We start from the raw sequence: 26,590 nt of genomic DNA on the forward strand, positions 1-26,590 counted from the left end.
AAAGAAATTTTGGGCACTTCAGGTATTAATTTCGTCCGGGAGTAAAGGCGCGCTCAAAATGTTTAATATGCGGGGCTTCATTTGATTTTTGGATAATGGAGATAACGTCAAATCGAATAGGGGCCCCATCCATTTTTCGTTCATATATCCAGGCTTCGGCCGCTTTATAAATATTTTCCTTCTTTTCCTGGTCAATATACTCTTCGGGCTCTCCGTACCGGTTGGAAGATCGTTTTTTAACCTCAACAAACACAATACATGCTTCATTATCATAGGCTACAATATCCACTTCTGCCTGCATAAAGTGATAGTTTTTATCCAGGATAGTATATCCCTTGGATTCAAGATAGGCCGCAGCTAATTCCTCTCCCTCGCGGCCGATTTCTCTTGTAGACTTGTTACTCATTTATATTATTTCCTTCTGTTGATGAGGTACTGCTGTCGGAAATAGAATGCTTCATCTCAGCCAGTTTCACCAGGTGCTTTAGGAATTTCAGGTTGCGCTTGTTGATATAGGGTAGCAAGGCTTCGGTAAAGCGATCGAACATATTCAGAAAATCGGTAAAGTTTTCTATACGTTCCTTGAATGCTTCTTCCTCCTCCGATAGTTGTTCCTTTTTTTCGAAAAGCTGCAGGCATTCATTCAGATTTTGTGTAATGGGCGCTACCTCGCGCTGCTGTCGTTCTCTGATGATAGTAGAAACGATATTCCAGACTTCCTTTTCAGCCGTGTAATAGTCTTTTCTATTTCCCTTGAAATGGACTTTATGAATGAGGTCCCACTGCAGGAGATTCCGGAGATTCATGTTGGCATTTCCCCGGCTGATATCCAGTTGATTCATAATGGCATCCGTATCCAAAGGATCAGTCTCTGCATAGAGCAAGGCATGAATTTGCGCCATGGTCTTGTTGATGCCCCAAGCCGATGCCATTTCCCCCCAAAGCAATACGAATCGTTCTAAAGCTTCTTCATGTATTTGAGAGCGCTTGGGAGGCAAAGGAACTCCTTGTTTAGTTATGAGTCGTTATTTTATGTACTGCTGCTGGAATTTTCGGATGCTTTGGAAGCTTCTCCATTGCCGTTGTTTTTTTCAGCAGCTTTGGCACGTTTTTCTTTTCGGTCGCTATCTTTGTAATCGGTAACGTACCAGCCATCGCCTTTATATACAACTCCGCCCCCGCCAGAGATGACTCGCTTCACTTTTTGGCCGGTTTCGGGACATTCCTCCAATGCATCGTCATTAATACTTTGTTTAATTTCAAAGGTGGTTCCGTCTTCTCGCTTGTATTTATACGTAGGCATAATGTTTTAAAAAGTGATAGTTGTTTATAATAAATAATTAGCACTTTGAATAAGCATAAAGTGTGCCAAAATATATCTGCAGGCCATTTTTTCAGGCAAGTGACTTTAGCCCTTTTTCAAGCCGTTTAATTGCTTCGGTTAAATCCTCCATTGACGATGCGTAACTCAAACGAATACCATTGGGCTCTCCAAAAGCGTCGCCGGGCACGGCGGCCAGTCCCTGCTCTTCAATCAAGTACAGGCAAAGGTCCGTACTCGTTTCAATGCTGGTACCCCCATCAGTAGTTGTACCCAGATAGTGAGAAATATCAGGGAATACGTAAAAGGCGCCAGAGGGTTTAAAACACTTTAGTCCTTCGATCTCGGAGAGTTTGTTATAGATGAAATCACGCCTCTTTTTAAAGGAAGCACGCATTTCCAGTACGGCATCCAGGTTGCCACGATAAGCTGCCTCTCCGGCTTTTTGAGAGATGGCCGAAGGAGCGGAGGTCTCCTGGCTCTGTATTTTCGCCACTGCATCCGCAAACTCCTGTGGTGCTGCAAGATAGCCCAGCCGCCATCCAGTCATGGCGAATCCCTTGGAAAATCCGTTAATGAGCACGGTCCGGTCTTTAAGATCGGGCGCTACATTTAAAATGCCCACATGATCTTCTTCAAATACAATGTATTCATAGATCTCATCTGATATGATAGTAACCTGCGGGTGTTTGCGCAGGACGTCAGCTAATGTTTCCAGTTCCTCGGCTGTATAGCAGGTGCCGGTAGGATTGGAAGGAGAGCAGAGCATTACCGCTTTGGTTTGATCCGTAATTGCTTTTTCCAGCTGGTCTGCACTCATTCGATAGTTATTTTCGAACGAAGTGCGTATGGTTACCGGGGTTGCTCCCGCTACTTTTACCATTTCCGGATACGAAACCCAGTATGGAGCGGGTATGATAACTTCGTCGCCTTCATCGAGCATAGCCAGCATACTAAATCCAAGCGCTTGTTTGGCTCCGTTAGTACATACAATCTGGGAGGGATCATAGGAAAGGCTGTTATCGCGCTGTAACTTATCGGAAATACTTTCGCGCAGTTCCGGGGTTCCCGTATTCATGGTGTAGCCATGGAATCCTTCGTTAATTGCGTTGATAGCGGCATCGCAAACGTGTCTGGGAGTTGGGAAATCCGGTTCTCCGGCACTTAAAGAGATAATGGAAACTCCCTGTCGCTGGAGTTCTTTGGCTTTTGCTGAAATTTTGAGCGTTGCCGAGGGGGCAACGGCTTGGGCACGCTTGGAAATCATTGGAGTTGGTTCCTTCGGTTTAAATTGAGTTTAACAGAGGACTGAAAATAGAAAAAAGTGGGCTCTTATTCTAAAAGGAGTTTAAACGCTATTCTTTACCAGCCAGCAGGCTTTTGATCATCCAAAAAGGGAAGTAAGAAAACCCATTATTCAATCCTGCTGGTTTCTTTCTCCAAGGAAGAACTCGTTGTTTTAGTTAAGGAGTCCCTAAGTACCTCTTAGAAAAGAGGGATTTAGGGAGATTGATTGCTTTGATTTGGGAATTGATCTGCAAATACTGATTGTGAAAAAAGATGCAAGAACATCTGGGGTCTATACCCTGCTGCTCATGCGATGAGTATATGCCAGCGGCCATTCCTTCGTCAAATTTTTAAAAAAATGTGTAAGGATTTCTCCCCCAAAGGTACTTACCTATATACGTTGGTGCTACAGGCGACCCGGGAAGTATAACTCATCAAGTAAAAATAGTAAGTATCAAGAGGGATACGCCCTGCCTGTCCTCTGCACCGTCACATCGTTACGAACAAAAACACAACAACATAATCCTGGTAACATGTTACACTATAGTTTATACAACAATAACTTTACCGCAGACAACCCCGACGACCGCCTGGCCCAGCCGGTGGATGTAACCATGAATACTCGCTAGGACCTGATCGAGGAAATAACAGGCCCCGGTTCTATTCTCAAAACTACCGAAACGAATGCCGTCATTGATAACTACTGGCAAAAAATAACCGATTACATCCGCGAGGGCGAAGGCTACACCGACGAGTACGTCCGCACACGCTTTGGCACCAGCGGAGTATTCCAGAACGACGATGATAAATTCGATCCGGCCCGCCACGAGGTGCTGGTGAGTATAATCCCCAAAAAATCCGTTACCGGAGTTACTGATGAGATTACCCTGCGCAGGGTTGATGGACGGCAAATTACGCCTGAAATTGACAGTATCTATGATTGGAGCAGTACCACCAACAATGATATCATAACGCCCGATGGTGTGCTGGAAGTTACTGGCACCAACCTGAAGATCCTCAGCAATCTTGAAGAGGAAGGGGTCTTCTTTGTCAGCCAGTCAGACGATTCGGAGACCGAGGCCGCCCAGGTCCGCACCAACGAACCCAAGACCCTCACTCTGCAGATCCCCGGGGATTTGGCTGCCGGCACCTATCGGCTGGAAGTTCGCAATACAGCCTATAACAGCAATACGCTGCGCACCGGTATATTCGCCCCGGTACTAACGGTAGAATAGCACCGGTTAATCTGGCGCAGTAAGTACTTTGCCTACCTGTAACGGACCACTTACCTATGCGGAAGGCTACTTCCCTATCCCGAAGTACCCTGCTTCCCTACCGGAAAGTGGTCTGTTTTATTATAGGGAAGGGTAAAGGCTCTGCAAATGGGCGTCTAAGAGGCATTGCCAATGCAGATAACATTCCATTTAAAGGCCTTTTGACTGAATTCTTGGCATTGTTGCATATTATACACCTAATATATATTATTTAGATAGTATTTATAACGCGAGGTTATACCGTTAAAATTGAGTAGGTAGCCCAATGAATTATGTAAATAATCCGTAACACACATTTTGCATTTGTAATAAATTTCAGTTCATAATTGCATGTCATGAAGCCGAATATTTATTCTTTCTATCCAAAACTATTTTGTGCTGTAGTATTCATTCTGCTTTTTACCATTAGCGGATTTGTTTCAGAGATGGCACCTGAAAAATTATCTCTCTCTTTTGAAGAATCATTCACCATTGGCGAAAATTCGGATGCAGATACAAAATATTTCCTGGTATCACCTTATCAAATACGTACAGATAATCGGCAAAACCTCTATATCGCAGAGGGCCAGCAAAAAACGATCATGGCGTTTGGACCACAAGGCAAATACTTACGCTCTATCGGCAGGTCGGGCAACGGCCCGGGAGAGTTTCCTTCCGGACCTATTTTCAATTTAAACAACAAAAATGAAATTGTGGCGCTTGATATGGAGAGTCAGCGCGTCACGTGGTTCTCAAAAAAGGGTGATATTCTCTCAGAGTACGCGCCTTCGCAAGCGGGAACGGTATGGTCGGAAAAGTTTTTCCAAACAGCTGATGGAAACTACATTATGCTAAAAAAGCCAAGAAATATTGGGGAGGATGATCCCAGCAATTACCGAAAATACGTTTTTCATCGCTACAGTAAATCATTCGAGAATCGTATCAATTCTTTTGGAGCTTTTGATCAGCTGGTGTCAAAGGGCGATGCCAAATTTGTTGATATGATCAGCAACAGCATGAATAGCGGAAATTTTATAAAAACAGGTGAAGACAGCTTCTGGTATGTCCCGGGCATTTACGACGGGAAGGTTTATGAATTTGAAAAATCAGCAGATGAATGGAAGCTCGTTAATACGTTTGATGGACAAACGAATTGGGAGGAAGCGGTAGTCGTAGATACAGATGAGAAAGGCAGCATGTCTATTGTTACCTATGGAGATGAAGGACAGCAACGGTCACGGGGCAAAATTAACAGCTATAGCATTGGTATTGTGCAAGCAAACGATGGGAAAGTGCTTCACTTCAGTGGTCAGCGTATGCAGGATCAGGATTCACTGCAGACCATGGTTGAGGTTTTTGATCCAGAGGGGAGTTTGATCGGAACCGGCTCCTTTGATGAAATAGCGATTAACAATCATCTTTTAAATTTTGAATCCCATCATCCGGCTATTTGGATGGATGAAAAGGACCGGTTCTATTTTATTGACCATAACGATATGCCGGTGGTAAGGGTAGGTAAGATTGAGGGATTATAACCAATATTGAGAGGCGGTATAATCCTTTCAAAAAAGGAAAATGTTAAGCAGACAGTCCTTCCCTAGATTTTAGGTATTTCATTTCTATAAATCCTTGGTTCAAACCTTTAGCTGTCGACCGAGTTCGGTGATTACCCTTGCTTACCGATACCGTCTTAAATTTGCCGCTCTTGGTTTTAAGGCGCTTCTTTTGTTAGTTTCTAATTCAACTATCAATGCGTGCGCCCTTATCTACAGTCTACGTAGGTATGCTACTTCAGCGTAGTGGCTGCAAGGTTGTTATATCCATTTTTATCAATCCAAAAATGACATAAAGTATGAAAAGAAGTGCTCAACAAATAAGTGAGCTAACCAATAGCGACTCTTCCGTGTATTCGGCTACTTTTATATTCCGCTTTAAAAATTATGAGTCAGAATTTGAGCACTTAAATAATATCATAGATAAAGCTGCAAATACCAATACTGGCTTTTTGGGTAAGGAAAGTTGGTCTAATGAAGAAGAAAATAAAAGATCAGTGGTTTACTATTGGGATAGCTTAGAATCACTGAAGGAGTTTTCAAATCATCCAGACCACCAAAAAGCCAAGCAGAGTTATAATAAATGGTATAGCGGCTATGAAGTTATCATTTCAAAAGTGTTGACATTCAAGTCAGATAAGGGTCTTTAAATGGTGTTATTTTTATCTCACTTTGATGTTGTAGCTTATGAGCAATGTTGTTCTATGGCCTAAAACAAAAACGAATCATATTAAACCATACTACTATGAATCGAATTTCTTATCTCGTATTTATACTTTGTTTGGCCTTTCTAATTGGGTGTTCTCACAATCAACACTTACATTATACTGGACAAGAAGCCAGGGAAATTAAAGCTTTGACTACCCAGGAAGTTGAGGGTTATTTGAATGGCAAGGGTATGGGATTATCAAAAGTCGCAGAATTAAATCAATATCCTGGACCAAAGCATGTTCTTGAATTAGCAGATGAGCTTGAATTGTCGAGTAAGCAAAAAGAGCAAACCCAATTGCTTTTCAATAAAATGAAAGAGAAAGCGATAAATATTGGAGAAACATACATTGCCAAAGAACAAGCACTCAATCAAATGTTTGAGTCTGGCAACGTTTCCTCTTCAACTGTTGATTCTTTGCTTGTCGAGATTGGTAAGATTAAAGGAACATTACGTGCTGCGCATGTTAATACACATATTCAAATGATAGGAATTTTGACTACAGAACAGGTAAAGAAATACGATGAGTTGCGTGGGTATGGAAATGGCAATTCAAGGTATCATCATCAAAAACATAGCTAAATGGTTGTATTTATAACTCCTTAAATGCGTCGCTTTTATTCATATCCATATCCGTTCCGAGAATTTGGGCTCGGGATTAGAATATTGGGACGGGATGGTGTTTGAATACCAGGTGGGTGATTACACCTGCGGCATGCTATTGCTCATCGCTCAAAACGCGGCAATGCTGTGGAAGGCGTATGTTCGCCGGGGAAGTTCGAAGGGACCTCAAAAGTTACATCGCCGGTTGCCGCCCATTCTATCCCCCTGGCCAGCAGGGTAATGAAACCTACTGAAGAGGCGCCGGGCTGGTGATGTCCGGGTGTAAGACTGAAAATTCGGCCCTCCCCGTGATTTCGCACCCAAGCCTGGGGAGCGTACGTACCGTCGTGTGCCCGTGCAACGGCAAGTACCTGCAGATTGGGATTCGGCCCCCTCAGATTGTAATAGAGTTCGTCCTCCGACTGCATCCATGTTTCGGGGAGGTCTTTCATGATCGGATGGCCGGGATCACGGGTATGAATCCGGAAGGTATCGATGGGCGCGTGGCCCGATCCCTTTCCTTTACCGGGCGGAAGGACCATTTTTTTGCCCTCCTTATCGAATGCCAGGCTATGCCCATATTCTGAATCACGCTCACGATAGGCGATTCCCGTCCAATGGTCAAAAATATCCTGTTTCCAAAAGCCAGCCAGTGCTGAGTGAACCACTACCAGTGCTCCGCCGTCACGAACATATTGGTCGAGCTTTTCCAGCTCAGCTTCAGGAGCCTGAGACCAATAATAGATAATTACAATGGCATCGAAGTTGTGGTAATCGCCCTCCCACTTACGCCAGTCTTCAAGCCCTTTGGCTATGTGGTATTTGGGTTTATCAAGTCCGAAAGCTTCCAGACGGGGCTCTATCAATTCGATATTATTCTTCCACGGGTGATATCCATACGGGGCGGCTCCGGTTATGACCAGCGTACGGATAGAAGAATGGTCTTGTGCAGCTACTCCTGCTGTTATACAAAACAGAAGCGCCATCGTTATCATCCATTTTCGGTTATTCTTCATTGTATTTTTGGTGTCAGCTCTTATAATATCGTTAAAGTTCTTTTTGCTTTTGTTCTTCAAACTTTTCTTTCAGAGCCTTTGCTACATGTTCGGGTACAAAGGAAGATAGGTCGCCACCCCAGTAACCCACCTCTTTCACCAGTGAAGCCGATATGAAGGTCAGCTGTTCGTTGGGCATGAGGAAAACCGTATCGACATCTGGAGCAAGACGACGATTGGTAAGAGCCATCCGAAATTCATATTCGAAATCTGAGATTTGCCGCACCCCGCGAACAAGTGTCTGAGCATTTTTTTCTTTGGCGAAATCAACCAGTAATCCGGTAAATTGTTGTATTTCAACCCTCGAGGACCACTCCTTATCTTCAATACTTTGTTGTATTAATGCTTCCCGTTCATCCCCGCTGAATACGGAATCTTTCCTGTTATTAATGGCAATAGTAACAATAATTTTATCGAACAGGTCGGTAGCGCGTTCGAGGATATCCAGATGTCCATAGGTAAAGGGATCAAAAGAACCGGGATAAAGAGCTAAAGTATCCATAAAGGTATTGTTGGGTTAGAATTCGGCTCCTTTTTCAGCCAGAAAGAAACTGACACAGGTACGTCCGTAGGTTTTTTCAGAAGCACAGTGCGGATTTTCCTTAAAGTTATGGCGTTTATCATGTTCCACAATAAGCCATCCATTTTTAGCCAGCCACCCATCCTGAATAATGGTACTAATCATCTGTTCCATATATGGATAATCATAGGGAGGATCGGAAAAAATTATATCGTAAGGAAGAGCCATTCCCTCTAAAAAATCCTCTACTTTTGAGGGCGTGGTCCGTATTTGGTCTGAAAGATCAAATTCTTTGGCAACTCTTTCAATATGCTTAATATTACGCCGATCACTATCGACAAAAAGAACGCTTTCAGCCCCTCGGGATAAGGCTTCAATTCCTAAATTACCAGAACCACCGAAAAGATCAAGCACTCTTGCCCCGCGAATATACTTTCGGGAGTCAAGGGTGGAAAAAAGTCCCTCTTTTACCCGGTTCGTAGTGGGACGTACATTCAGCGTTTTGGGAATATGGATATTTCGACCCTTCAAAAGGCCGGTAATAATACGCATAAAAAAAATAGTAGTATTTTTATTTACACAGTGGCTCACTCAAAGGTACGAAAAATTATATTGAAGCCGTATCTGTATAGCAAGCAGAAAAGTTAGTTATAATTTAGAGCCAACATAATAGCAGGGAAGGCTTTTTCAAGAGCAAAGCCGTAGGTGGACTCATCAGCTTCTATCTGCATTTGTTCGAGCGTATTCATTTTGGTAACGGTCCCCGAATCGTCCCAAAACGACTTAAGTAAATCAATTATTTGAAAGGTGTTAATGCCATAAACGTATATTTGTTCATGGAGTCCATTCATCCATCCCAATTCCTTTGAGCTCTGGAGCCAAAAATAGGGCAGGTTTTCGGGCTCCTCAAAGGTGAGATAGGTGGCCCCGCGCAGTTTCCCTAAGATAAAGGAGCTTATGCTGATACAGTTTTCAAAGCAGCCGATCGTCATAAATGATCCACCGGGATTGGCATGCTGGGTCCAACGGCCGCCTATTTCAAAATCGCTTATAAGATCAGTTGAAGAGGTGTTTGTTGAAAGCTTTTGCAGGTTAGACTGGTAATGGTCGGTACGCAGCAGCAAAAACTTATAGTCCTGGTTGCTAAGGTTATACCAGGTTGGATGGATTTCACTGCGATCGGTTTCCCGCATTAAAATACTGATATAGCGTTCCCGTTCATCCGCATTATCATATACTATTTTGGGAACGGTAGTCCAGCATTCCTGTTTAGGGAAGGAGTGGATACGAAGATGGCGTATGCCATATTCTTCCTTAAGCTGAGATATGGTTTGATTGATACCACGAAAATGGGCCAATGACTGGCCCATTAACATTTTTGTGGTATCCGTATTAAAATCAAAAGAACCTATTCGTGCCAGGGAATTTGGAGCATTCGGCTCATTGACAGCATAAAAAAGCTGACTGCCGAAAAAACATAGTCCTAAGCTTGGATGTTTCTGCTCCATTTGCCATTAATTCCAGCTGGTTTCGTTGAGTTGGGTAGTGTTCTCAAGCGATCCGATTTTATCTTCGCTGTCAGGGTCTTCCAACAGATAAATTGGAGGGCGAAGGGTATCGTTGAGAGTATATTCAAATTTATTGTGCGGAGGACGCGGTGAATAAATCAGCGAATCGGGATTGAATTCTCCGGGAGTATTCTCAGGTATAAACAGAGAGTCTGCTACCTGTCTCACCGAATCTGATTTAATATATTGTACCAGCGTATCAAGTCCACCCTCAGTTGGTGGAAAGTCTCCGACATTTCGATCGTAATGGATAAGAGCGTCTCGAACGCTCATCATTTGATTGCGAACCCTTTCGGTCATTTGTTCACGGTCAATAACTTCTTGATAAGGGTCTACAATTGAACGATAGAGCCAATACCCTAAAGCAATAATGATAATTGCCAGTACAATACTAATAAGTTTATTACGCTTTTCAACATTCATGTGGCGATGGATATGTTATTATAGTGTTTAGCGAAATTACGACTTTGAAAATACATTCCGGCATATTGATATGCAACTGTAACTAAAAAAAGCTGCCTGCCGATAGCAAGCTAAAAGTAAAAGTTGGAAAAGCCATGTTCTATTTTGGATAAATTTGATATACTTTTTCGATGAAATAGGATGTTAGTCCGCGTTCTTTGAATCTTTCAAATTCATTTAGTTTTGATTTTTCATATAACAGCTTAATTTCAAAGTTGGGATTAAAATAAGTCCTCAATTCTTTTTGAGACACTGAGAAGGGAGGTCCCTGCATCTCTTCCTGTTTATATTCGAAGGTTTGCAGGAGAATTTGAGTATGAGAATGGCAAAAAGATTGTAGATGTGGGATATATTTTTTTCTTATTTCCGGAGGTAAAGCAATAAGAGCAGCTTTGTCGTAAATAGCATCAACTTTGCCAATTACGTCAGGCGAAATATTCAGGAAATCATCCTTCCAAATCTCCATTGAGTTCGCTTCAAAAACAGTATGTCCCTTGCGATTTGTGCACGTAAAAAAAAGAGAGCTGTTTCGTTCAAGCTGTTTTATGGCTTTTGCTGATACTTCAATTCCAATTACATGAAAGTTTTTCTGTAGTAGCCAAAGTAAATCTATGCTCTTTCCACAGAGAGGTACTAGCACTTTTGCATTAGCGGGAAGATTAAATTGAGGCCAAAGTTTAGGCAGTAGTGGATAAACATGATCCATATGCCATCCTGTGTTGCCTTTTTCCCAGCGGTTTTTCCAATAACTAATATTCATTTAGAATAACATTTTATATTTATTTTGGAACCTAAAAGGTAATTCTTACAGTTAAAGATATTCAACTGTGTTAAAATTTTAGTTTAAACGAATATTATGGAACCTTCATTTTTATGGATGCCGACCACTAAAGTAGTATTTGCTATATTGCTAGGTAGCTTAATTGGTCTGGAACGTGAATTAGCAGAAAAACCCGCCGGGCTTCGAACCCATATGCTCGTATGTGGAGCTTCTTCTCTTTTAGTAGTGTTGGGAGATATTATGATCGCTAATTATAGTAACGGACCGGTTGTAGAAGTCATCCAGGCCGATCCTATTCGAATTATGGAGGCAATTATTACCGGCATTAGTTTTTTGGGAGCAGGTACTATCATTTTTCGTAACCAGAAAGAGAGTGTTGAGGGACTAACCACTGCTGCTTCTATCTTATTTGCAGCTGCAATCGGTATTACTGTTGCGTTACAAGAGTTCATGCTGGCCTCTATTCTTACGGTTATCGTAATCGTAATTTTGTTGGGCTTGGGTTATATTGAGCGCCTTATCAAAAAACTTCGCAAGCAGATATACGGCGATAATACCAACAGCAAAAAATAGCATCCATTGAATCGTAAGATTCTAAACCTGGCTATACCCAATATTATCAGCAACCTATCGGTTCCGTTGTTAGGCGCAGTAGATACCGCACTGGTGGGACACTTGGAAGATGCGTACTATCTGGGCGCTATTTCTCTCGGAGGAATGATTTTCAACTTTATATTTTGGGGGTTTGGATTTTTGCGGATGGGGACAACGGGTATTACTGCCCAAGCCTACGGAGAAGAAAACAAAACAGAAAGCGTTATGACGCTGGCGCGAGCCCTGATGGTGGCGGGTCTGTTTAGCTTTCTTATCATCTTACTTCAGGCCTGGATAGCAGATATTAGCTTTTGGCTGGTTGAGGCATCTCCGGAAGTGGAACGCTATACCCGGATCTATTTTGATATTCGAATCTATTCGGCTCCTGCCACGCTTGGACTCTATGCAATTAACGGTTGGTTCCTTGGGATGCAGAACGCTCGTTATCCGATGATCGTCACTATCTTTCTAAATGCGCTGAATATAGCGCTTGATGTGTATTTCGTATACGCGCTTGGCATGCATGTGGATGGAGTGGCTATCGGAACGCTTATTGCCCGTTATGCAGGGATCTCTTTAGCTGTTACATTACTGATATATAAATACAGGGATTGGCTAAAGGGATATGCGCAGACGGTTTTACTCGAAGTTAAAGCATTGAAAAAATTCTTTTCGGTAAATCGCGATATTTTTATCCGTACTCTTTGCCTGATTTTTACTTTTTCCTTCTTTACAGCCAAGTCAGCTTCTTTTGGGGATGTAATATTAGCTGCGAATTCCATTTTGCTACAACTTTGGATGATGGTCTCGTATGGAATTGATGGCTTTGCCTATGCCGCAGAAAGTTTGATCGGACGCTATAAGGGGTCGCGCCAGCAAAAACGGTTAAAGCTAGCTGTGAAATATTGTTTTATTTGGGGAGTCGGCATTGGAGTTCTTGCGTCAGCGATATATGCGGTCTTTAATGTACATATCCTCGAAATATTTACCGACCAGCAGAAAGTCATTGCTACGGCCATGACGGTATTTGCCTGGACAATTGCAGGGCCCACGGTGAGCAGCTTCTCTTATCTTTGGGACGGGGTTTTTATAGGAGCCACCGAAACAATTCCTATGCGCAATTCAATGATTATTGCAACCATCGGCTGTTTCTTGCCGGCCTATTTTATAGGAGTGGAATTTTTGGGCAATCATGCGCTCTGGTTTGCGATGACGCTTTTTATGCTTGCCCGGGGAGCGACCCTTACTTACTATGCCCCAAGGTACATTTTAAAAACAGTTGATACGTAGCAAGGTATAATAGATATAGCTTCGGATTTATAGATCCGTATTGTCTACTTCTTTTTTATAGATAGGAAGTCGCGAAGTATCGTCTGCTTTATCCATTTTTTCTAAGATATGTTTGACTGCTTCATGAGGCTCTCGGTAGAAATGGTCGGCTCCCAGGAAGTTACGGACTCCCGACTTGTCAACGACATCCCGAACCGGACCCTTGAGGCCGGTTATATAAAGTTCAATATCCCAGTTCTTTAGGGTTGTAATCATTGATTTTAGCTGGTCAACCGCAGTGGTATCCAGTGTATTAATCGTGCTTCCGTCAATAATGACATACCGAGTGCGTTCATTTCGTTCTTCCGTTTTCTTGATGATGTAATCGCGGAAAAAGTCGGCGTTCATGAAAGAAAAGGAAGCATCAACGCGGAGTATCAGAATACCATCAATGGGTTGTGCCTCAGAATTCCGGTTAATGTTTTGGAACAGTCTCGTCCCCGGGATGAGTCCCAGCTCAGCAACATTGGGCCGGCTATATTTATACAGCATGTTAACCATAGAGGCTACTACTCCCAATAAAATGCCTTCCTGAATACCAATAAAAAGAGTACAGACTGCAGTAAAAGTGGCAATTAATCCCTCGCTCTTTTTGGTAGTGAACAGAAACTTAAATTCCTGGATGTCGATCAAATTGAGGGCAGATACGATGATGATTGCTGCCAGGATTGGCATGGGCAGGAAATAGAAAATCGGAGTAAGAAATAGTAGGGTCGCTATTATTACTGAAGAAGTAATGATATTGGCTAGGGGAGTTTGAACATTAGCCTGTTCTGAAGCCGCTGATCGTGAAAAACTTCCGGAAACCGGTATAGATTGGAAAAAACTTCCTAGGAAATTGGAAGCCCCAATAGCAACCAGTTCATGGTTGGCATCAATAATATAATCGTGTTTTTTAGCAAAAGTACGTCCCAGTGAGGCAACAACCATAAATTGTACAAGCGCAAGGGTTATGGCGGTGGGCAACAGCTCTCTCATATTATTAAAGTTAATGTCAGGCATCGTCAGCGGGGGAAGTCCGGTAGGAATATCTCCAACCAGTTGAATGCCCTGGGTACCGGCATTTAAAAACCAGGCTGTCGCAATACTAAGAACTAAAATAACCACCGAAGCAGGGAAGCTAGATTTTATGTACTTGATTATTGCTAAAAGAGCAATGGCTGTTCCGCCCCAGGCAAATGTATAGGGATCTATTTGATCGAACTTTTGAATCACTTCTTCTATAATAACAACAATGTACTGACTGTTGGATAGCTCTATGCCTAAAAGATTGTTCATCTGCGTGAAGGCGATTATGAGCGGAGCGGCAAGGGTAAATCCGGCAATAACCGGACGTGAAAACACATTAAAGACCGCGCCAAGCTGCATGGATCCCATGATCAATTGTAATCCGCCGGCCATCATTGTAAGCAGGATAGCCAGCGATATATATTCGGCACTGTTGGGTTCTGCCAATAAACTAACTCCCGCCGCGATAATAAGCATGTCAACCGCAACGGGCCCCACAGAAAGATTTTTAGAAGTCCCCAGAAAAGGATAGACCAAGAGGGGAATAACTCCGGCATATAGTCCATAAATGGGAGGTACGCCGGCAATTACGGCATAAGCCATTCCCTGCGGAATGAACATAATACCCGTAGTAAGTCCCGCAGACAAATCTCCCTGGAATTTTGATAGGCTATAAAAGGGAAGCCAATCAACGATTTTAAAAGTCTTCTTGAGCCATTTAAGCATAAGTTAAAATGACCAAAATATGGGAATAAAAATAGTTGCCAGAATCCAAAAAATGATATTAAGAGGTAAACCTATTTTGGTAAAGTCAGTAAATTTATACTGTCCAGCACTGTAAATCAAGGTATTTGTCTGAAAACAAAAAGGGGTAATAAAGCTTAACGAAGCCGCATAGGTTACAGTGAATAAAAAAGGATAAGGACTAACGTCCATAGTATTTGCTGTTTCTTTTCTATAGCGGCCAGATGATAGGTATAAAAACCGTAGCGATAATCCAGTAAATAAGGTTTAACGGCAATCCTATTTTTGTAAAATCAGTGAATTTGTATTGCCCCGGACCATAAATGAGGGTATTCGCATGATGTCCAAAGGGAGTGATAAAGGTAAGGCATGCGGCATAACTTACCGCAAGGACCATGGGTTCAGGATTTACTCCTATTTGCCCGGCTACCTCAAAGGCAATGGGGGCCAACAGTGCCACAGAAGCGTTCGTTGTTATTATAGCAGTAATCATGGTGGTAATCAGATATAAACCTGACAGAAGTGCTACTGGCCCCAAGTCATGTAGCAGATTAATCAGAGTTTCTGCAATTATAGCTCCTGCCCCTGTTTTGTCAATGGCAGTTCCCAATGGTAAAACTCCGACCAGCAGCATAATAATTTTCCAGTTTATGGCCGTGTAGGCTTCTTCAGTAGATATGCATCCGGTAAGAATCAGCGCAATAACTCCGGCCGGAGCCGTAACGACTATGGGGGCAATTCCCAGTGCTGCAATACCCACTACCATTGCTAATATGCCGAGGACAATGGGAGTTTTCTCGGTGCGGGGCCGCATGACATCAAGTTCAGAGGTAATGACAAAGGCCGGATCGTTACTCAGTTCTTGAATACGCTCTTTGCTCATGCTGAGTAAAATAGAATCTCCACCACTGAGCTGAATGTCTCCCAGCTTTTCTTGTTGGAGTTTTCCATGATGTCGAATAGCCAGTGGAACTGCTCCAAAACGTTCTCCAAAATCGATATCAGATAGTTTTAAGGCTTCGAGGGAAGATTCCGGAGCCACCGCTGCCTCGACGAGGGCATCCCGTCCGTGTTGAAGATCCATGTCAACCCATTCATGGGAGGGACGTAAGGCCAAATCCTCACGACGAAGTAATTTTTCAATTTCATCGGCGCTACCGCGGATACGTAATATATCATTTTTCTGGATTCGAACCTCGTTTCGTTGTGCGGAGGAGTCGTACCCTGATTTGAAGATTCGCAAAACGTCAAGGTCAAGCGCACGCGTTAGCTTTTCGGCATCCAGAATATTGCCAATAAGGTCTGACCCCGGCTGGACAGTTAAGTCGGTGAGGTACTCGTTCATTCCAAATTCTGCCGTCAGTTCATCTTCTTCTTCCTCGCGCCGTGATGGGATGGCGTTTATTCCATATAAAAACATATAAAGAAAACCGGCTCCCAAAAATAACAGTCCCATTGGTGTAAAGTCGAACATGCTAAATCCTGTGCCTCCCCGATCTTCTACAATAGAACTTACCAATAAATTTGTTGAGGTTCCGATAAGGGTACTGATACCACCAAAAATGCCGGCAAAAGAAAGAGGCATTAACAACTTTGAGGGACTGATGCCAATACGGGTTGCAATATCAATCATGACCGGAATGAAAATCATAATCACGGCCGTATTATTCATAAAAGAGGAGGTAAAGCTCACAAATAGCAACATAACAAGGAGCCACGGCCAAAAGCTGTTTTCCATTTTGGCACAAAAAAAGTTACCAGCTTTATTGAGTATTCCGGTTCTGCGGAGGCCCTCACTGATTACAAACATGGCCGCGATAGTAATGGTCGCGGGATTACTGACTCCTGAAAATCCCTCTTGGGGTGTAAGTATGCCTGATGCTAAAAGACAGACGACTAATATAATGGCAGCTACATCAAACGATACATAGTCTGTAGCAAATAAGAAAAGAGCAAGCCCAAGCAAGGCAAAAACAAAAATAATTTCGAAAGACATTGTTGCTAAACAACTTATTTCAAAAGATGCATAAATGGCTGGGTAAAATATTGAATATTTAACTTATAAATAAGGGTGCGTGTGATGAAATTATAAGATCGTTTAACAAAAAAATCTATTTAATTAGGCTATGTGTATGAAAGGGAGGCGTAAAAAAGTATAAACCAGGGAAGTAATTAATTAAATATCATATCCACCTTCTTTTAAGAAGGTATATATTTTTTTGTTATCTTTGCTAGAAATCGATATCAAAAAAATTAACTGTTAAAGTCTATATCGTATGAAATACGAGCACAAGTTTTTCTATTTATGTAAGACACCTCTCAGTGCTGAGGGCCCCAAAGATGTAGAAATTATTACTAAAGTAGAAGATAGCAAGCAGTTTCCTGAAGTCTTCAAGGAGTATGAAAAATTACGTTCTCATGCTTTTAATGATGACGATCTGTACAGTATTATTCGTGCGGATGATGTATACGATCTTATCCGTACGGGAAACGAAAAACAGGCTAAAGATGAAGCCTTTGAAAAAGCTCAGCAGGAGATTATAACCAATCTGCAGCATCGCGTTTTACAAGAAGGTGATTCCAATGCCAAAGCCATTCTTAAAGAAGTGCATGATGTAGAAGCAGAAGCATAATACGCATACCACTTCACGTCATTGCTTCAGTTTTAAACTCGTAGGATATCTATGGCAGCAAAAAAGCGTCCTTTTTATATTATTCATCAGGATAAGGATATTTTTGTTGTCGACAAACCTGCAGGACTATTAGCGGTTCCTATTCCCAATAGTAGTGTAAAAAATCTATTTGACCTGGTGGCTGATCACCTGGGAAAACATGGAGTGCGGGTGGGAACGGTTCATCGTATTGATCGCTACACCAGCGGTATCATGGTATTTGCAAAAAATAAGCGTGCATACGATGACTTATATCAAAAATTTCGTAACCACGAGCCTAAACGAACCTATTTAGCGGTGGTCCGCGGGATTGTAGAGAGAGATGAGGGAACGCTTGAACATCACCTGAAACTTATTAAAGAAGGATTTCGCAATATTGTCGTAGATCCGGATGAGGAGGGGGCTACACCAGCCCGCCTTTCATACAAGGTCAAAGAACGATTTTTGGAAAATACCCTGTTAGAAGTAGAATTGGACACCGGTCTGAAAAATCAGATTCGGGTACAATTTGAGCATATAGGGCATCAGCTGGTGGGAGATCAGCATTATGCACCTGAAGAAGAGGAGGAGCAGCTTATCAATCGTCAGGCATTACATGCTTATCAACTGGCTTTTAAACATCCCCGAAAAAAGCGCATGGTACGTTATGAGGCTAAGATACCGGCTGATATGCTTCGGCTCATAGACCATTACCGGTGGAAGAAAGAAAGTCATACGGAATAAGGGCGGGACCTTTAGTTTTTTTTATCCTCTCTATAAAAACATTTTATCACGTATTCGGAATACTACCTCCCCTTTTTTTGTTATATCTATATCGAGATTGGAGCAGAAGTAGCAATAAGTAAGAAAGTATTTCTTAAATACTATAAAGGAAACATCTTTCAGTAATTGTTGTAAAAAACTAAAAGAAAGAGGTTTGACTATGAGTGATATTCAAACAAAAACGGCACCACGGATGAAAATTAATATTGGAATAAGTGAAAAGAATCGTAAGGCCATTGCAGATGAACTGTCAAAGGTGTTGGCAGATTCATATATGTTGTATTTGAAAACGCATAATTACCATTGGAATGTAACTGGAGAACTATTCCATTCGCTCCATGAGCAGTTCGAGCATCAGTATACAGAACTGGCTGATGCTATCGATGAAATTGCAGAACGCATCCGGGCGTTGGGTTATCGGGCACCGGGTACGTTTAAAGAGTTTCATCAATTAACTTCTATTGAGGAAGATACGGAGGAACCTGAAGCGTTGGAAATGGTCCGCCGTTTGGCTTTGGGGAATGAGCAGGTACTACGTACAGCACGAGAGGCTCTGAAACCTGCAAATGAGGCCGAAGATGAGGCAACTATAGATCTGTTAACAGAACGATTGAAGGTACATTCCAAAACAGCCTGGATGCTTCGAAGTCACCTCGAGTAATTCATTCACACATATATTGATATTTATTCTGCCGAGAGAGTATTTTACTACTCGCCAGGATTATTTTTTATATCGAATAAGCATGACTATAACGAGCGTAATAAAGCTAAAAAATTAAAGAAAATATTTATTATGGCCACACGAGAAGAATATATTGATAAGCTGGAAGCAAAGCTTAAAGAATGGAATAAACGTATTGATGAGTTCCAGGAAAAAGCCGAACAGGAATCGGATGAATTGAAAGTAAAATTAAATAAGAAAACAGCAGAGCTTAAGCAGAAGCGTTCTAAGCTGCGCGATAAACTAGAAAAAATTAAAGATTCCGGAGAGGACGCATTCGAAGAAATAAAGAAAGATGCAGAGCTTCTTTGGGATGATATAAAAGAAGGGTTTACCGAAATAAAATCTATTTTAAAGAAGTAAATAACAGGCAGATCCATTTGCCTGTTTAATTAAGGAAGTTGGTCGGTGGGCAAACTATATCTGATAAAGAATAAATAAACGAGTACATTGGAATCTTATATTTAATCAAACTTTGGGGGTAATATGGAAGATATAAATGGAATGATGGAGACGGCGACGCCCTATGTTATAGAGTATGGGCTAAATGTTATTTTTGCCATTCTCATACTCATAGTTGGATGGATTGTAGCTAACTGGGCCAAGGGAAAGATTACCCAAAAAGGCAGAGCATCTGAGAAACTTGATGATACGCTGACACTCCTCTTCGCCAAGGTTACCAAAATACTTATTTTGGTTGTGGTCGTCATGGCGGTACTTGGGCAGTTTGGAGTCCAAACTGCTAGTTTAGTTGCTGTTTTGGGTGCCTTGGGTCTGGCCGTTGGTCTGGCATGGCAAGGCGTTCTTGCTGATTTTGCAGCCGGTATTATGATATTGGTGATGCGTCCCTTTAAGGTGGGAGATGCTGTTGATATCGCAGGCACCTCCGGAGTAGTACAAGAGATTGGTATTGTCGTTACAAAATTAAATACGTTTGATAATATTGCTATGACTTTACCCAACTCAAATGTCTGGGGCACCAATATTAAAAATATGTCCGAAAATGCTATCCGCCGACTCGATATGGTAATCGGCTTTGGCTACGATGATGATATGGATGAAGCGATGCGGGTTGTCAATGAGATACTTGCTGAAGATAATCGAGTCCTGGAAGATCCGGCTCCACAAGTTGCAGTTTCGGAACTGGGGGGAAGTTCGGTAAATATTAACGTGCGTCCATGGACAAGTAAAGAGGATTATTGGGCGCTCAAATTTGACCTTACCAAACGCATTAAGGAACGTTTTGATGAAGAGGGTATCAATTTTCCTTATCCTTCGCAGGATGTATACTTATATAATCAGGACGAATCGTAGAGTCCGGTTGTATTAATATTTGAGATATAAGGAGCCACCAAATTAAGGGTGGCTCCTTTTTATTTGCCCAAAATTTTTGTCTTGGTATACAATTGTAATAAGTTGATTAGAAATATTATCTTACCTTAACATAAAAAAGCTGTGTAGCTGTTAATTTGAATTGTGAAGTGTTACAATTGAGGTTTCTGTGAAATCGACTATGGAAGATCATAAGAAGACATCCGAATACCTGTACGAGGATGAAGACGTATTTTTAACTGAAGAAAATGAACTGTTTTTAAAGGGAGAGCCTCCCCAAAAAATTAGCGAGATCTCAGAAGATGAGGTTGAGTCAACAGTAGAAGAATTGAAAGGTGCCTTCGCGGAGCTGAAAGAAAAAGTCAACGACCTGTTGGAAAATGAGGCAGGTGACTTGAACCTGGATACACTGAATGAGCTTGAGGAAGAAGTCAAGAATACGGATTGTATTGGTGATGTTGGGAAACTCATAGATAAAATAAAAGAACAGAAAACAGCTCTTAAAAAGGGAGAAACAGAAGAAAGTGATGAAGTTGCTGAAAAGACTGAATCGATAGATGACAAAGAGTCCTCGGATGAGGGAGAAAAAGAAGAAGTCGTCGCCGAAGAGTCTGAGGCCAATGGCAGTGATAAAACGGAATCTGTGGAGGCTGAGGGATCTGAGGAAGAAAAAGTAGCAGAAGATACTGTTTCCGAAAATGAAAGTGATGAGGATGAAGAAGCCACTGAAGAGGATTCAGAAGAAGATCCAGTGGAGTATTATCGGTCTATTGTTGAGAAAGCCCAGGATCTTGCCAAGCAAACGGACTGGCCGTATGTATCGATGGAATTAGATAAACTGAGTCACGAATGGTCAGACGGACCTGAGACAGATTCGGATGAGGTCAAAAAGCTTTTTAAAAAGTTCAATGAGGCCGTAGAAGAATTTGAACAACGGAAAGAGGAGCATTACGAGCAGCTAAATAAACAGAAAGAAGAAAACTTTGAAACAAAAAAGAAATTACTGGAAGAGTTTGAGGGTATTATCTCAAACGAAACATGGACAGCCACCAAGAGAGTCAGCCAAATAAAAGGACAGTGGAATAGTATCGGACCCATGCCTTCGGGTAAGGGTGAAGGTTTTGATGAGCGTTTTGAGGAGTTGCTCAGTACCTTCAATGAGCATAAGGTAGATCGCTTGGTGCAGCAGCGCCAGAAGCGAGAAGACAATCTTATGGTTAAGCTAACGGTCCTGGAAAAGATGGAGCGGGTGGCAAAGTCGATAGATCATGAGACCGAAAACTGGGAGGAAATAGACGAAAAATTTGAAGATCTGACAAATCAGTGGAAGAAGATAGGCCGGGTTCCCAAGGAAAAGGCAAATGAGGTTTGGGAACGATATAAAAATGCCCAGGATGAGTTTTACGACCGAAAATATCGCTATAACCCCGAGCATCAGAGTAAGGTAGATAGTTTTACCAGTAAAAAGGAAAATCTTATTGAAGAGGCTGAATCACTGTTGGAGGCGGATGACCTTGCTACAGCAGCCCGGAAAATAAATAAGCTGCACCGGCGATGGAAAAAAGTGGGTAATCTGCCGCAGCGTGCCGAAGATAAGCTGTGGTCGCGGTTTAAGGAGGCAACGGATGAGTTTAATAAGATTAAGTCAGAGAATCAGGAGAAGATAAAGAAGCAGGAAGAAAAGCACTACGAGCAAAAGCTCGAGCTTATTGATAAAGCGAATGAAATAAAGCATACTGATGATTTTGAGAAGGGCCATTCGCAAATGCAAAACCTGATGGACCGGTGGAAAGAAATTGGTCCGGTAGCCCGTAACAAATCCAATAAAATATGGAAACAGTTCAAAGGGGCGATGGATGAATTTTATGATCGCCGCAGAGATCATTTCAAAGAGGTTAAGGAGGAACGCAAAGAGAATCTCGAAAAAAAGAAAGAGATTTTAGAAAAGCTGCGTGAACTGGGACAGCATGAAGATCCTATTGAGGCTGTTGATATAGCCAAAGGACTTCAGGAAAAGTTCAAAAATGTAGGCTATGTTCCTATTAAGCATAAAAACGAAATGTGGAAGCAATACCGTGAGGTTTGTGATGTAATTTATGATCGCATGCGGGCGGCTAAGTCGGGAGACAAGTTTGATCAGGAGCTGGCAAAAGCCGACTTGGATACTAAGGAGCGGAATCAGATCCAGAAACTGCGCAAGGAGTATAAAAAGGTTAAGAAAGAAGCCCGTAGTTTGGAAAAAGAAGTACTCCAGTTCAAGGAGAAGAAAACCTATTTCAAGCCATCCAGCGGAGGCAATAGCCTGCTCGATCAAGTAGAGGAAAAAATTGAAAAAGTTGAGCAGAAACTAGAAGCGAAACAACAAAAGATGGATGACCTGACGGAGAAGATGGATGAAATACGTGCTGAGTCCAATTAACAGGTTATAGGAAAAAGAATAGAAATAAAAAAAGGCGGACAGGTTACATCCGGTCCGCCTTTTTTTTATTTAAGGGAATATGGTTTTAGAGATAAAATCGAACACCTAATGCCCCATCCACATCAAAGTCGGTTGCGGGTGCTAAGTTAAAAATTGGTGCGACCTCCAGGAATAAGCCAATAGGATCATTCTCAAAAAGATAGTTGATTCCTACCGGCACACGTGCCCCAATAATGGCATCATTTTCTGCCAAAACCAGGCGCCCTCCGATTCCGTAATAGAGAGGCATGGTTCCGGTATTTACATCAAATAGGTCGAAATTGTGCCACAGATAATCAGCATGGATGTTAATGGCATCATATCTGCCTAAAGACCATGCTAATCCTGCATCAAAAGCATTATTTCCGCCGGTCCATGACTTGAGACTCAGACCCGTTGGTTCACCCACCATAAAGCCGATGCCGGTACCGCTACCAGCCTGCTGTTGTGCTTTAGTAACTGAATTAAGAGATACACTTAATAAAGCTGCTAAAAAGATAGCCGTTAATGTCTTTTTCATGGAAATAGAATTAATTAGGGTTGATTTAAGATATTTAATTGTTTGTGTCATTTTTAAATGAAGTTAGGAAAGGAAAGTTCCATCTTTGTTGAATTAGATGTGGTTACAACTTGAAGCAAATATAGCTATTCCCGCAAGCACAACAAGTATTTTTTTTAGAAAATCCAGGTCACTCGCACAGCTAATAGCTTGAATTATATGCAAATAGTGCATATTAAGTTTGAAAAGATTTTAAATTATTTGAAGAATTAAGAGAGAGTTTTGTAGAAAATAATTGAAAAAAAGATTTTTGGCCGTAGAGCAATGGGGTACTATCCCCTGTAACCAGAATCTACTCTCCGTTCTATACAGAGAAATTTTTTAATAAAATTTTTTTATCCTGCAAGGAAGTATCAGTTTATACAATAAGTCCCGTCATTTTATTATCTTATTAGGCTAAAATAGATCAGCCAGACTTAATGTTTTCGTAACTTTGAGTTAGTTATATTTATTCACTACAAAATCAAGCGTGTGGATACAGCACGTTACAATCACTAATCTAAAACGAACACATCTATCGACTATGAAACGATACGGACTTTTTCTTATTGCTCTATTGATATTCCCTTTGGTGTCAGTAGCGCAAATAAGCGGTACAGTATTTGATGGAAGTTCAAATGAACCTCTACCAGGTGCTAATGTTATTATACAAGGTACGCAGACGGGTACATCTACAGATACTGATGGTACTTTTACAATTAATGCACAGGAAGGAGATATCCTGGTAGTATCATTTGTTGGATACCGACAGCAAGAGGTTTCCGCAGAACAAGGAATGGAAATATATCTTCAGCCAGATGAAAAAGCTTTAGGCGAGATAGTAGTCTCAAGCCGCACTATTGATATTGCTCGAGAAAGGGAGACGCCTATTGCGGTAACTACAATTACACCAAGAGAAATTTCTCAAGAGGTTGGTAATCAGGAATTTCCAGAAATAATGAATGAAACGCCTGGTGCTTATGCAACGAAAGAGGGCGGTGGTTATGGAGATTCCCGTATTTCGCTACGTGGATTTAGCCAAAGAAATACTGCATTCCTCATTAATGGACAGCCAGTTAATGATATGGAAAATGGATGGGTCTATTGGTCTAACTGGCAAGGTTTAACGGATGTTGCATCTGGAATCCAGATTCAACGCGGTTTGGGTGCATCGAATCTTGCGGTCCCTTCTGTTGGTGGAACCGTTTCGATTTTTACAAGGACAGCCGAGAATGAGAGAGGCGGTTCTGTTTCTCAAATGGTAGGAAATGACGGATACCTTAAATCTACGGCCTCATATAATACCGGGCTTAGTGAAAATGGTTGGTCCGCTTCATTCCTTTTAAGTCACTGGCAAGGAGATGGATATATAAATAACACCAGTGGTGAAGGTTGGACCTATTTTGCTGCAGTCGGATATGAACCTAATGACAGCCACTCTTTTAACTTATCTGTTCTCGGGGCAGGCCAGTGGCACCATCAACGTAGTACTTATGTGTCTATTCGCGACTATGAGAACTTTGGGGATGATGGAATTGACCGCCGGTGGAATACCAACGGAGGTACGCTAAATGGTGAAGAATATAATATGGAGCGTAATTTTTATAATAAGCCCCTTGCTACATTGAACTGGGATTGGGAAATCAGTGAGAATGTTACGCTTGCTAGCTCACTTTATGGTTCTGCCGGTCGTGGTGGCGGTACCGGACCTCGTGGAAACTATTATTTTAATTCAGATCTAGACCTTTATCCTTTCGGAGGTAATGAAGATCTTACTGCCCATTATTTAGAAGATGGCGACGGGGTCAGAAATTCCGATGGAACAATAAACTTTGATCGCGTAGTAGAGATCAATCGGTCAACTACTTCGGGTTACACGGGATCACCAGATGTCTACAACGGCCAACTGATTGGATCTAACGGTTACAGTGATAATAATGTCAATAATGCAGTACTGGTTCGCAGAGCTTCCATGAACTCTCATAACTGGTATGGGGCAATCTCAAAGTTAGAAGCAGAAGTGGATAAGTTTACATTCTCTTTAGGTATAGACCTGCGTGATTACACCGGGTATCACTACCGTGCGATGAATGATATGTTAGGATTAGATGGCTATTTTTCTACAGGTAATGCGAACTCGATGGGTCAAATTATTGAGCCCGACAATACCATAGACGCATCCCCATTTAATGACACAGGCCTTACTGGTCCGAAGATCGATTATTACAATATAGGTTTTGTTGATTGGCAAGGCGTTAACGGGATGGTTGAATATGATACTGATCAGTTTTCAGCTGTTCTTCAGGGAGGTTTATCAAATCAGGGTTATCAGCGTGAAGACTTTTTTGCCGAACCTGGTAATGCACTTTCTGAGGAAAAGAATGTTCTCGGAGGGTATGTAAAAGGTGGTGCAAACTATAACATTAGTGATCGGCATAATGTTTTTGCCAACGCTGGTTTCATTTCCAGACAGCCACTCTTTGATGCTGTTTTCCCTAACTTCCAAAATGATATCAATCCGGATCTTCAAAACGAACAGATTACATCTGTTGAGTTAGGATACGGTTATAGTTCATACTGGCTTGATGTTAGTTTGAACCTCTACTCTACAGTTTGGGGTAACCGTTTCATTGAAGATAGTTTTCCGAATGAGGGTGGTACATTTGGAACTGCACAATTCGATGATGTTGATCAGCGCCACAATGGTATTGAGCTTGAAACGACCACTCGACCCACAGAAAATTTAACATTAGAAGGAATGTTGTCAATAGGTGATTGGAAGTATAACAATAACTTCGAAGCAACTCTATTTGACGATGACCGAAATCAAATTGGTACGGCCACTCTTTATACCGATGGCGTGAAGGTAGGTGATGCGGCTCAATTTGTTGGATTCATCGGTGCGGATTATCAACTTGGTGATTTGAGCGTGGATGCCGGTTATCGTCATGTAGATAACCTGTATGCTGATTACGATCTTACGGAAGGTGGAGGCAGTTATTTTACAGATCCAGACAATGAGGGAGCCTTAAAGCTGCCTGCTTATGGATTGGTAGACGTTGGTTCTACATACCGCTTCGATCTGTTTGGACAGTCAGCTTCGCTTCGGGTTAATGTCAATAACCTGTTTGATACCACATATATAGCAGAATCAAATACCAACATTCACGCGTCTTCCGGTGACGAGACATGGAACGGCATTGATAAGCGTAATTTTGTATGGTACGGGTTTGGAAGAACCTGGAATGTCTCTTTGTCATACGAATTCTAAGTAGCTGTTTGGAGATTTGAAGATAGGTTAATTGTACAGGGCAGTCCTT

Annotated in this window: 27 protein-coding genes; 13 read left to right on the top strand and 14 right to left on the bottom strand. The window is 41.9% G+C overall.

Annotated features, from left to right (window positions below):
- Window positions 1–25 precede the first annotated feature (25 nt).
- The 4 genes from ABEB05_RS08015 to ABEB05_RS08030 form a co-directional block, all read right to left on the bottom strand.
- A complete protein-coding gene (locus ABEB05_RS08015; protein WP_265789129.1) occupies window positions 26–406 on the bottom strand; it encodes a YraN family protein in 381 nt (126 codons plus the stop codon).
- The gene (locus ABEB05_RS08020) at window positions 399–998 is read right to left on the bottom strand and encodes a GbsR/MarR family transcriptional regulator (RefSeq protein WP_265789131.1); all 600 of its coding nucleotides are present in this window, start codon (window positions 996–998) and stop codon (window positions 399–401) included. Before ABEB05_RS08020 ends, ABEB05_RS08015 begins: the two co-directional genes overlap by 8 nt.
- A gap of 32 nt (window positions 999–1,030) precedes the next feature.
- Window positions 1,031–1,303 carry an FmdB family zinc ribbon protein gene (locus tag ABEB05_RS08025; RefSeq protein WP_265789133.1) on the bottom strand — a complete coding sequence of 91 codons (273 nt, stop codon included), beginning with the start codon at window positions 1,301–1,303 and terminating at the stop codon, window positions 1,031–1,033.
- A 91-nt stretch (window positions 1,304–1,394) separates the two neighbouring features.
- Window positions 1,395–2,588: a pyridoxal phosphate-dependent aminotransferase gene (locus ABEB05_RS08030; RefSeq protein WP_265789135.1), complete on the bottom strand. Its 1,194-nt coding sequence runs from the start codon at window positions 2,586–2,588 to the stop codon at window positions 1,395–1,397.
- Window positions 2,589–3,243: 655 nt separating this feature from the next.
- On the opposite strand from ABEB05_RS08030, the gene ABEB05_RS08035 reads away from it, so the two are divergent.
- The 4 genes from ABEB05_RS08035 (at window position 3,244) to ABEB05_RS08050 (ending at window position 6,705) form a co-directional block, all read left to right on the top strand.
- Window positions 3,244–3,843: a DUF4469 domain-containing protein gene (locus ABEB05_RS08035; protein WP_345694275.1), complete on the top strand. Its 600-nt coding sequence runs from the start codon at window positions 3,244–3,246 to the stop codon at window positions 3,841–3,843.
- A 374-nt stretch (window positions 3,844–4,217) separates the two neighbouring features.
- Window positions 4,218–5,396 (top strand): 6-bladed beta-propeller, encoded by a 1,179-nt coding sequence (locus tag ABEB05_RS08040; RefSeq protein WP_265789136.1) that lies wholly within the window; start codon window positions 4,218–4,220, stop codon window positions 5,394–5,396.
- A 317-nt stretch (window positions 5,397–5,713) separates the two neighbouring features.
- Window positions 5,714–6,064 carry an antibiotic biosynthesis monooxygenase family protein gene (locus ABEB05_RS08045; protein ID WP_265789139.1) on the top strand — a complete coding sequence of 117 codons (351 nt, stop codon included), beginning with the start codon at window positions 5,714–5,716 and terminating at the stop codon, window positions 6,062–6,064.
- Window positions 6,065–6,159: 95 nt separating this feature from the next.
- On the top strand, window positions 6,160–6,705 hold the full coding sequence (locus ABEB05_RS08050) for a Spy/CpxP family protein refolding chaperone (RefSeq protein ID WP_265789141.1): 546 nt from the start codon (window positions 6,160–6,162) through the stop codon (window positions 6,703–6,705).
- 143 nt (window positions 6,706–6,848) lie between these two features.
- Here the strand turns inward: ABEB05_RS08050 and ABEB05_RS08055 are convergent, their stop codons facing one another.
- The 6 genes from ABEB05_RS08055 to tmpT all read right to left on the bottom strand — a co-directional run bounded on the left by ABEB05_RS08055 (window position 6,849) and on the right by tmpT (window position 11,091).
- Window positions 6,849–7,742 carry a ThuA domain-containing protein gene (locus tag ABEB05_RS08055; RefSeq protein WP_265789143.1) on the bottom strand — a complete coding sequence of 298 codons (894 nt, stop codon included), beginning with the start codon at window positions 7,740–7,742 and terminating at the stop codon, window positions 6,849–6,851.
- A gap of 31 nt (window positions 7,743–7,773) precedes the next feature.
- Window positions 7,774–8,283, bottom strand: a complete 510-nt coding sequence (gene coaD / locus ABEB05_RS08060; RefSeq protein ID WP_265789145.1) for a pantetheine-phosphate adenylyltransferase — start codon at window positions 8,281–8,283, stop codon at window positions 7,774–7,776.
- Between the two features lie 15 nt (window positions 8,284–8,298).
- Complete coding sequence (gene rsmD / locus ABEB05_RS08065) at window positions 8,299–8,853, bottom strand: 16S rRNA (guanine(966)-N(2))-methyltransferase RsmD (RefSeq protein WP_265789148.1); 555 nt, start codon at window positions 8,851–8,853, stop codon at window positions 8,299–8,301.
- Between the two features lie 92 nt (window positions 8,854–8,945).
- Window positions 8,946–9,809, bottom strand: a complete 864-nt coding sequence (locus ABEB05_RS08070) for a hypothetical protein (RefSeq protein WP_265789149.1) — start codon at window positions 9,807–9,809, stop codon at window positions 8,946–8,948.
- A 6-nt stretch (window positions 9,810–9,815) separates the two neighbouring features.
- Window positions 9,816–10,292, bottom strand: a complete 477-nt coding sequence (locus tag ABEB05_RS08075; RefSeq protein ID WP_265789150.1) for a hypothetical protein — start codon at window positions 10,290–10,292, stop codon at window positions 9,816–9,818.
- 139 nt (window positions 10,293–10,431) lie between these two features.
- On the bottom strand, window positions 10,432–11,091 hold the full coding sequence (tmpT, locus tag ABEB05_RS08080) for a thiopurine S-methyltransferase (protein ID WP_265789151.1): 660 nt from the start codon (window positions 11,089–11,091) through the stop codon (window positions 10,432–10,434).
- Window positions 11,092–11,187: 96 nt separating this feature from the next.
- Between tmpT and ABEB05_RS08085 the strand changes: the two genes are divergently transcribed.
- Both ABEB05_RS08085 and ABEB05_RS08090 read left to right on the top strand, forming a co-directional pair.
- Entirely contained in the window at window positions 11,188–11,685 is a 498-nt protein-coding gene (locus ABEB05_RS08085) for an MgtC/SapB family protein (protein ID WP_265789152.1), read from the top strand.
- A gap of 6 nt (window positions 11,686–11,691) precedes the next feature.
- Complete coding sequence (locus tag ABEB05_RS08090) at window positions 11,692–12,996, top strand: MATE family efflux transporter (RefSeq protein ID WP_265789153.1); 1,305 nt, start codon at window positions 11,692–11,694, stop codon at window positions 12,994–12,996.
- A gap of 27 nt (window positions 12,997–13,023) precedes the next feature.
- On the opposite strand, the gene ABEB05_RS08095 is transcribed toward ABEB05_RS08090, so the two are convergent.
- The 3 genes from ABEB05_RS08095 to ABEB05_RS08105 are packed head-to-tail and all read right to left on the bottom strand — an operon-like array spanning window position 13,024 to window position 16,783.
- A complete protein-coding gene (locus tag ABEB05_RS08095; protein ID WP_265789155.1) occupies window positions 13,024–14,769 on the bottom strand; it encodes a SulP family inorganic anion transporter in 1,746 nt (581 codons plus the stop codon).
- A 3-nt stretch (window positions 14,770–14,772) separates the two neighbouring features.
- Entirely contained in the window at window positions 14,773–14,979 is a 207-nt protein-coding gene (locus tag ABEB05_RS08100; RefSeq protein WP_345694258.1) for an anion permease, read from the bottom strand.
- 19 nt (window positions 14,980–14,998) lie between these two features.
- A complete protein-coding gene (locus tag ABEB05_RS08105) occupies window positions 14,999–16,783 on the bottom strand; it encodes an SLC13 family permease (protein WP_265789156.1) in 1,785 nt (594 codons plus the stop codon).
- Window positions 16,784–17,063: 280 nt separating this feature from the next.
- On the opposite strand from ABEB05_RS08105, the gene ABEB05_RS08110 reads away from it, so the two are divergent.
- The 6 genes from ABEB05_RS08110 (at window position 17,064) to ABEB05_RS08135 (ending at window position 22,693) form a co-directional block, all read left to right on the top strand.
- Window positions 17,064–17,420: a hypothetical protein gene (locus ABEB05_RS08110; RefSeq protein ID WP_265789158.1), complete on the top strand. Its 357-nt coding sequence runs from the start codon at window positions 17,064–17,066 to the stop codon at window positions 17,418–17,420.
- 51 nt (window positions 17,421–17,471) lie between these two features.
- Entirely contained in the window at window positions 17,472–18,182 is a 711-nt protein-coding gene (locus tag ABEB05_RS08115) for an RluA family pseudouridine synthase (RefSeq protein ID WP_265789160.1), read from the top strand.
- 199 nt (window positions 18,183–18,381) lie between these two features.
- Complete coding sequence (locus ABEB05_RS08120; protein WP_265789163.1) at window positions 18,382–18,882, top strand: Dps family protein; 501 nt, start codon at window positions 18,382–18,384, stop codon at window positions 18,880–18,882.
- A 132-nt stretch (window positions 18,883–19,014) separates the two neighbouring features.
- Window positions 19,015–19,305, top strand: coding sequence for a sll1863 family stress response protein (locus ABEB05_RS08125; RefSeq protein ID WP_265789165.1), 291 nt, complete (start codon window positions 19,015–19,017; stop codon window positions 19,303–19,305).
- Window positions 19,306–19,428: 123 nt separating this feature from the next.
- On the top strand, window positions 19,429–20,256 hold the full coding sequence (locus tag ABEB05_RS08130) for a mechanosensitive ion channel family protein (RefSeq protein ID WP_265789167.1): 828 nt from the start codon (window positions 19,429–19,431) through the stop codon (window positions 20,254–20,256).
- Between the two features lie 199 nt (window positions 20,257–20,455).
- The gene (locus ABEB05_RS08135; RefSeq protein ID WP_265789169.1) at window positions 20,456–22,693 is read left to right on the top strand and encodes a DUF349 domain-containing protein; all 2,238 of its coding nucleotides are present in this window, start codon (window positions 20,456–20,458) and stop codon (window positions 22,691–22,693) included.
- A gap of 85 nt (window positions 22,694–22,778) precedes the next feature.
- On the opposite strand, the gene ABEB05_RS08140 is transcribed toward ABEB05_RS08135, so the two are convergent.
- Entirely contained in the window at window positions 22,779–23,252 is a 474-nt protein-coding gene (locus tag ABEB05_RS08140) for a hypothetical protein (RefSeq protein ID WP_265789171.1), read from the bottom strand.
- A 562-nt stretch (window positions 23,253–23,814) separates the two neighbouring features.
- On the opposite strand from ABEB05_RS08140, the gene ABEB05_RS08145 reads away from it, so the two are divergent.
- On the top strand, window positions 23,815–26,541 hold the full coding sequence (locus ABEB05_RS08145; RefSeq protein ID WP_265789173.1) for a TonB-dependent receptor: 2,727 nt from the start codon (window positions 23,815–23,817) through the stop codon (window positions 26,539–26,541).
- Window positions 26,542–26,590 lie beyond the last annotated feature (49 nt).

The sequence above is a fragment of the Fodinibius salicampi genome (assembly GCF_039545095.1).
Taxonomy (GTDB): domain Bacteria; phylum Bacteroidota; class Rhodothermia; order Balneolales; family Balneolaceae; genus Fodinibius; species Fodinibius salicampi.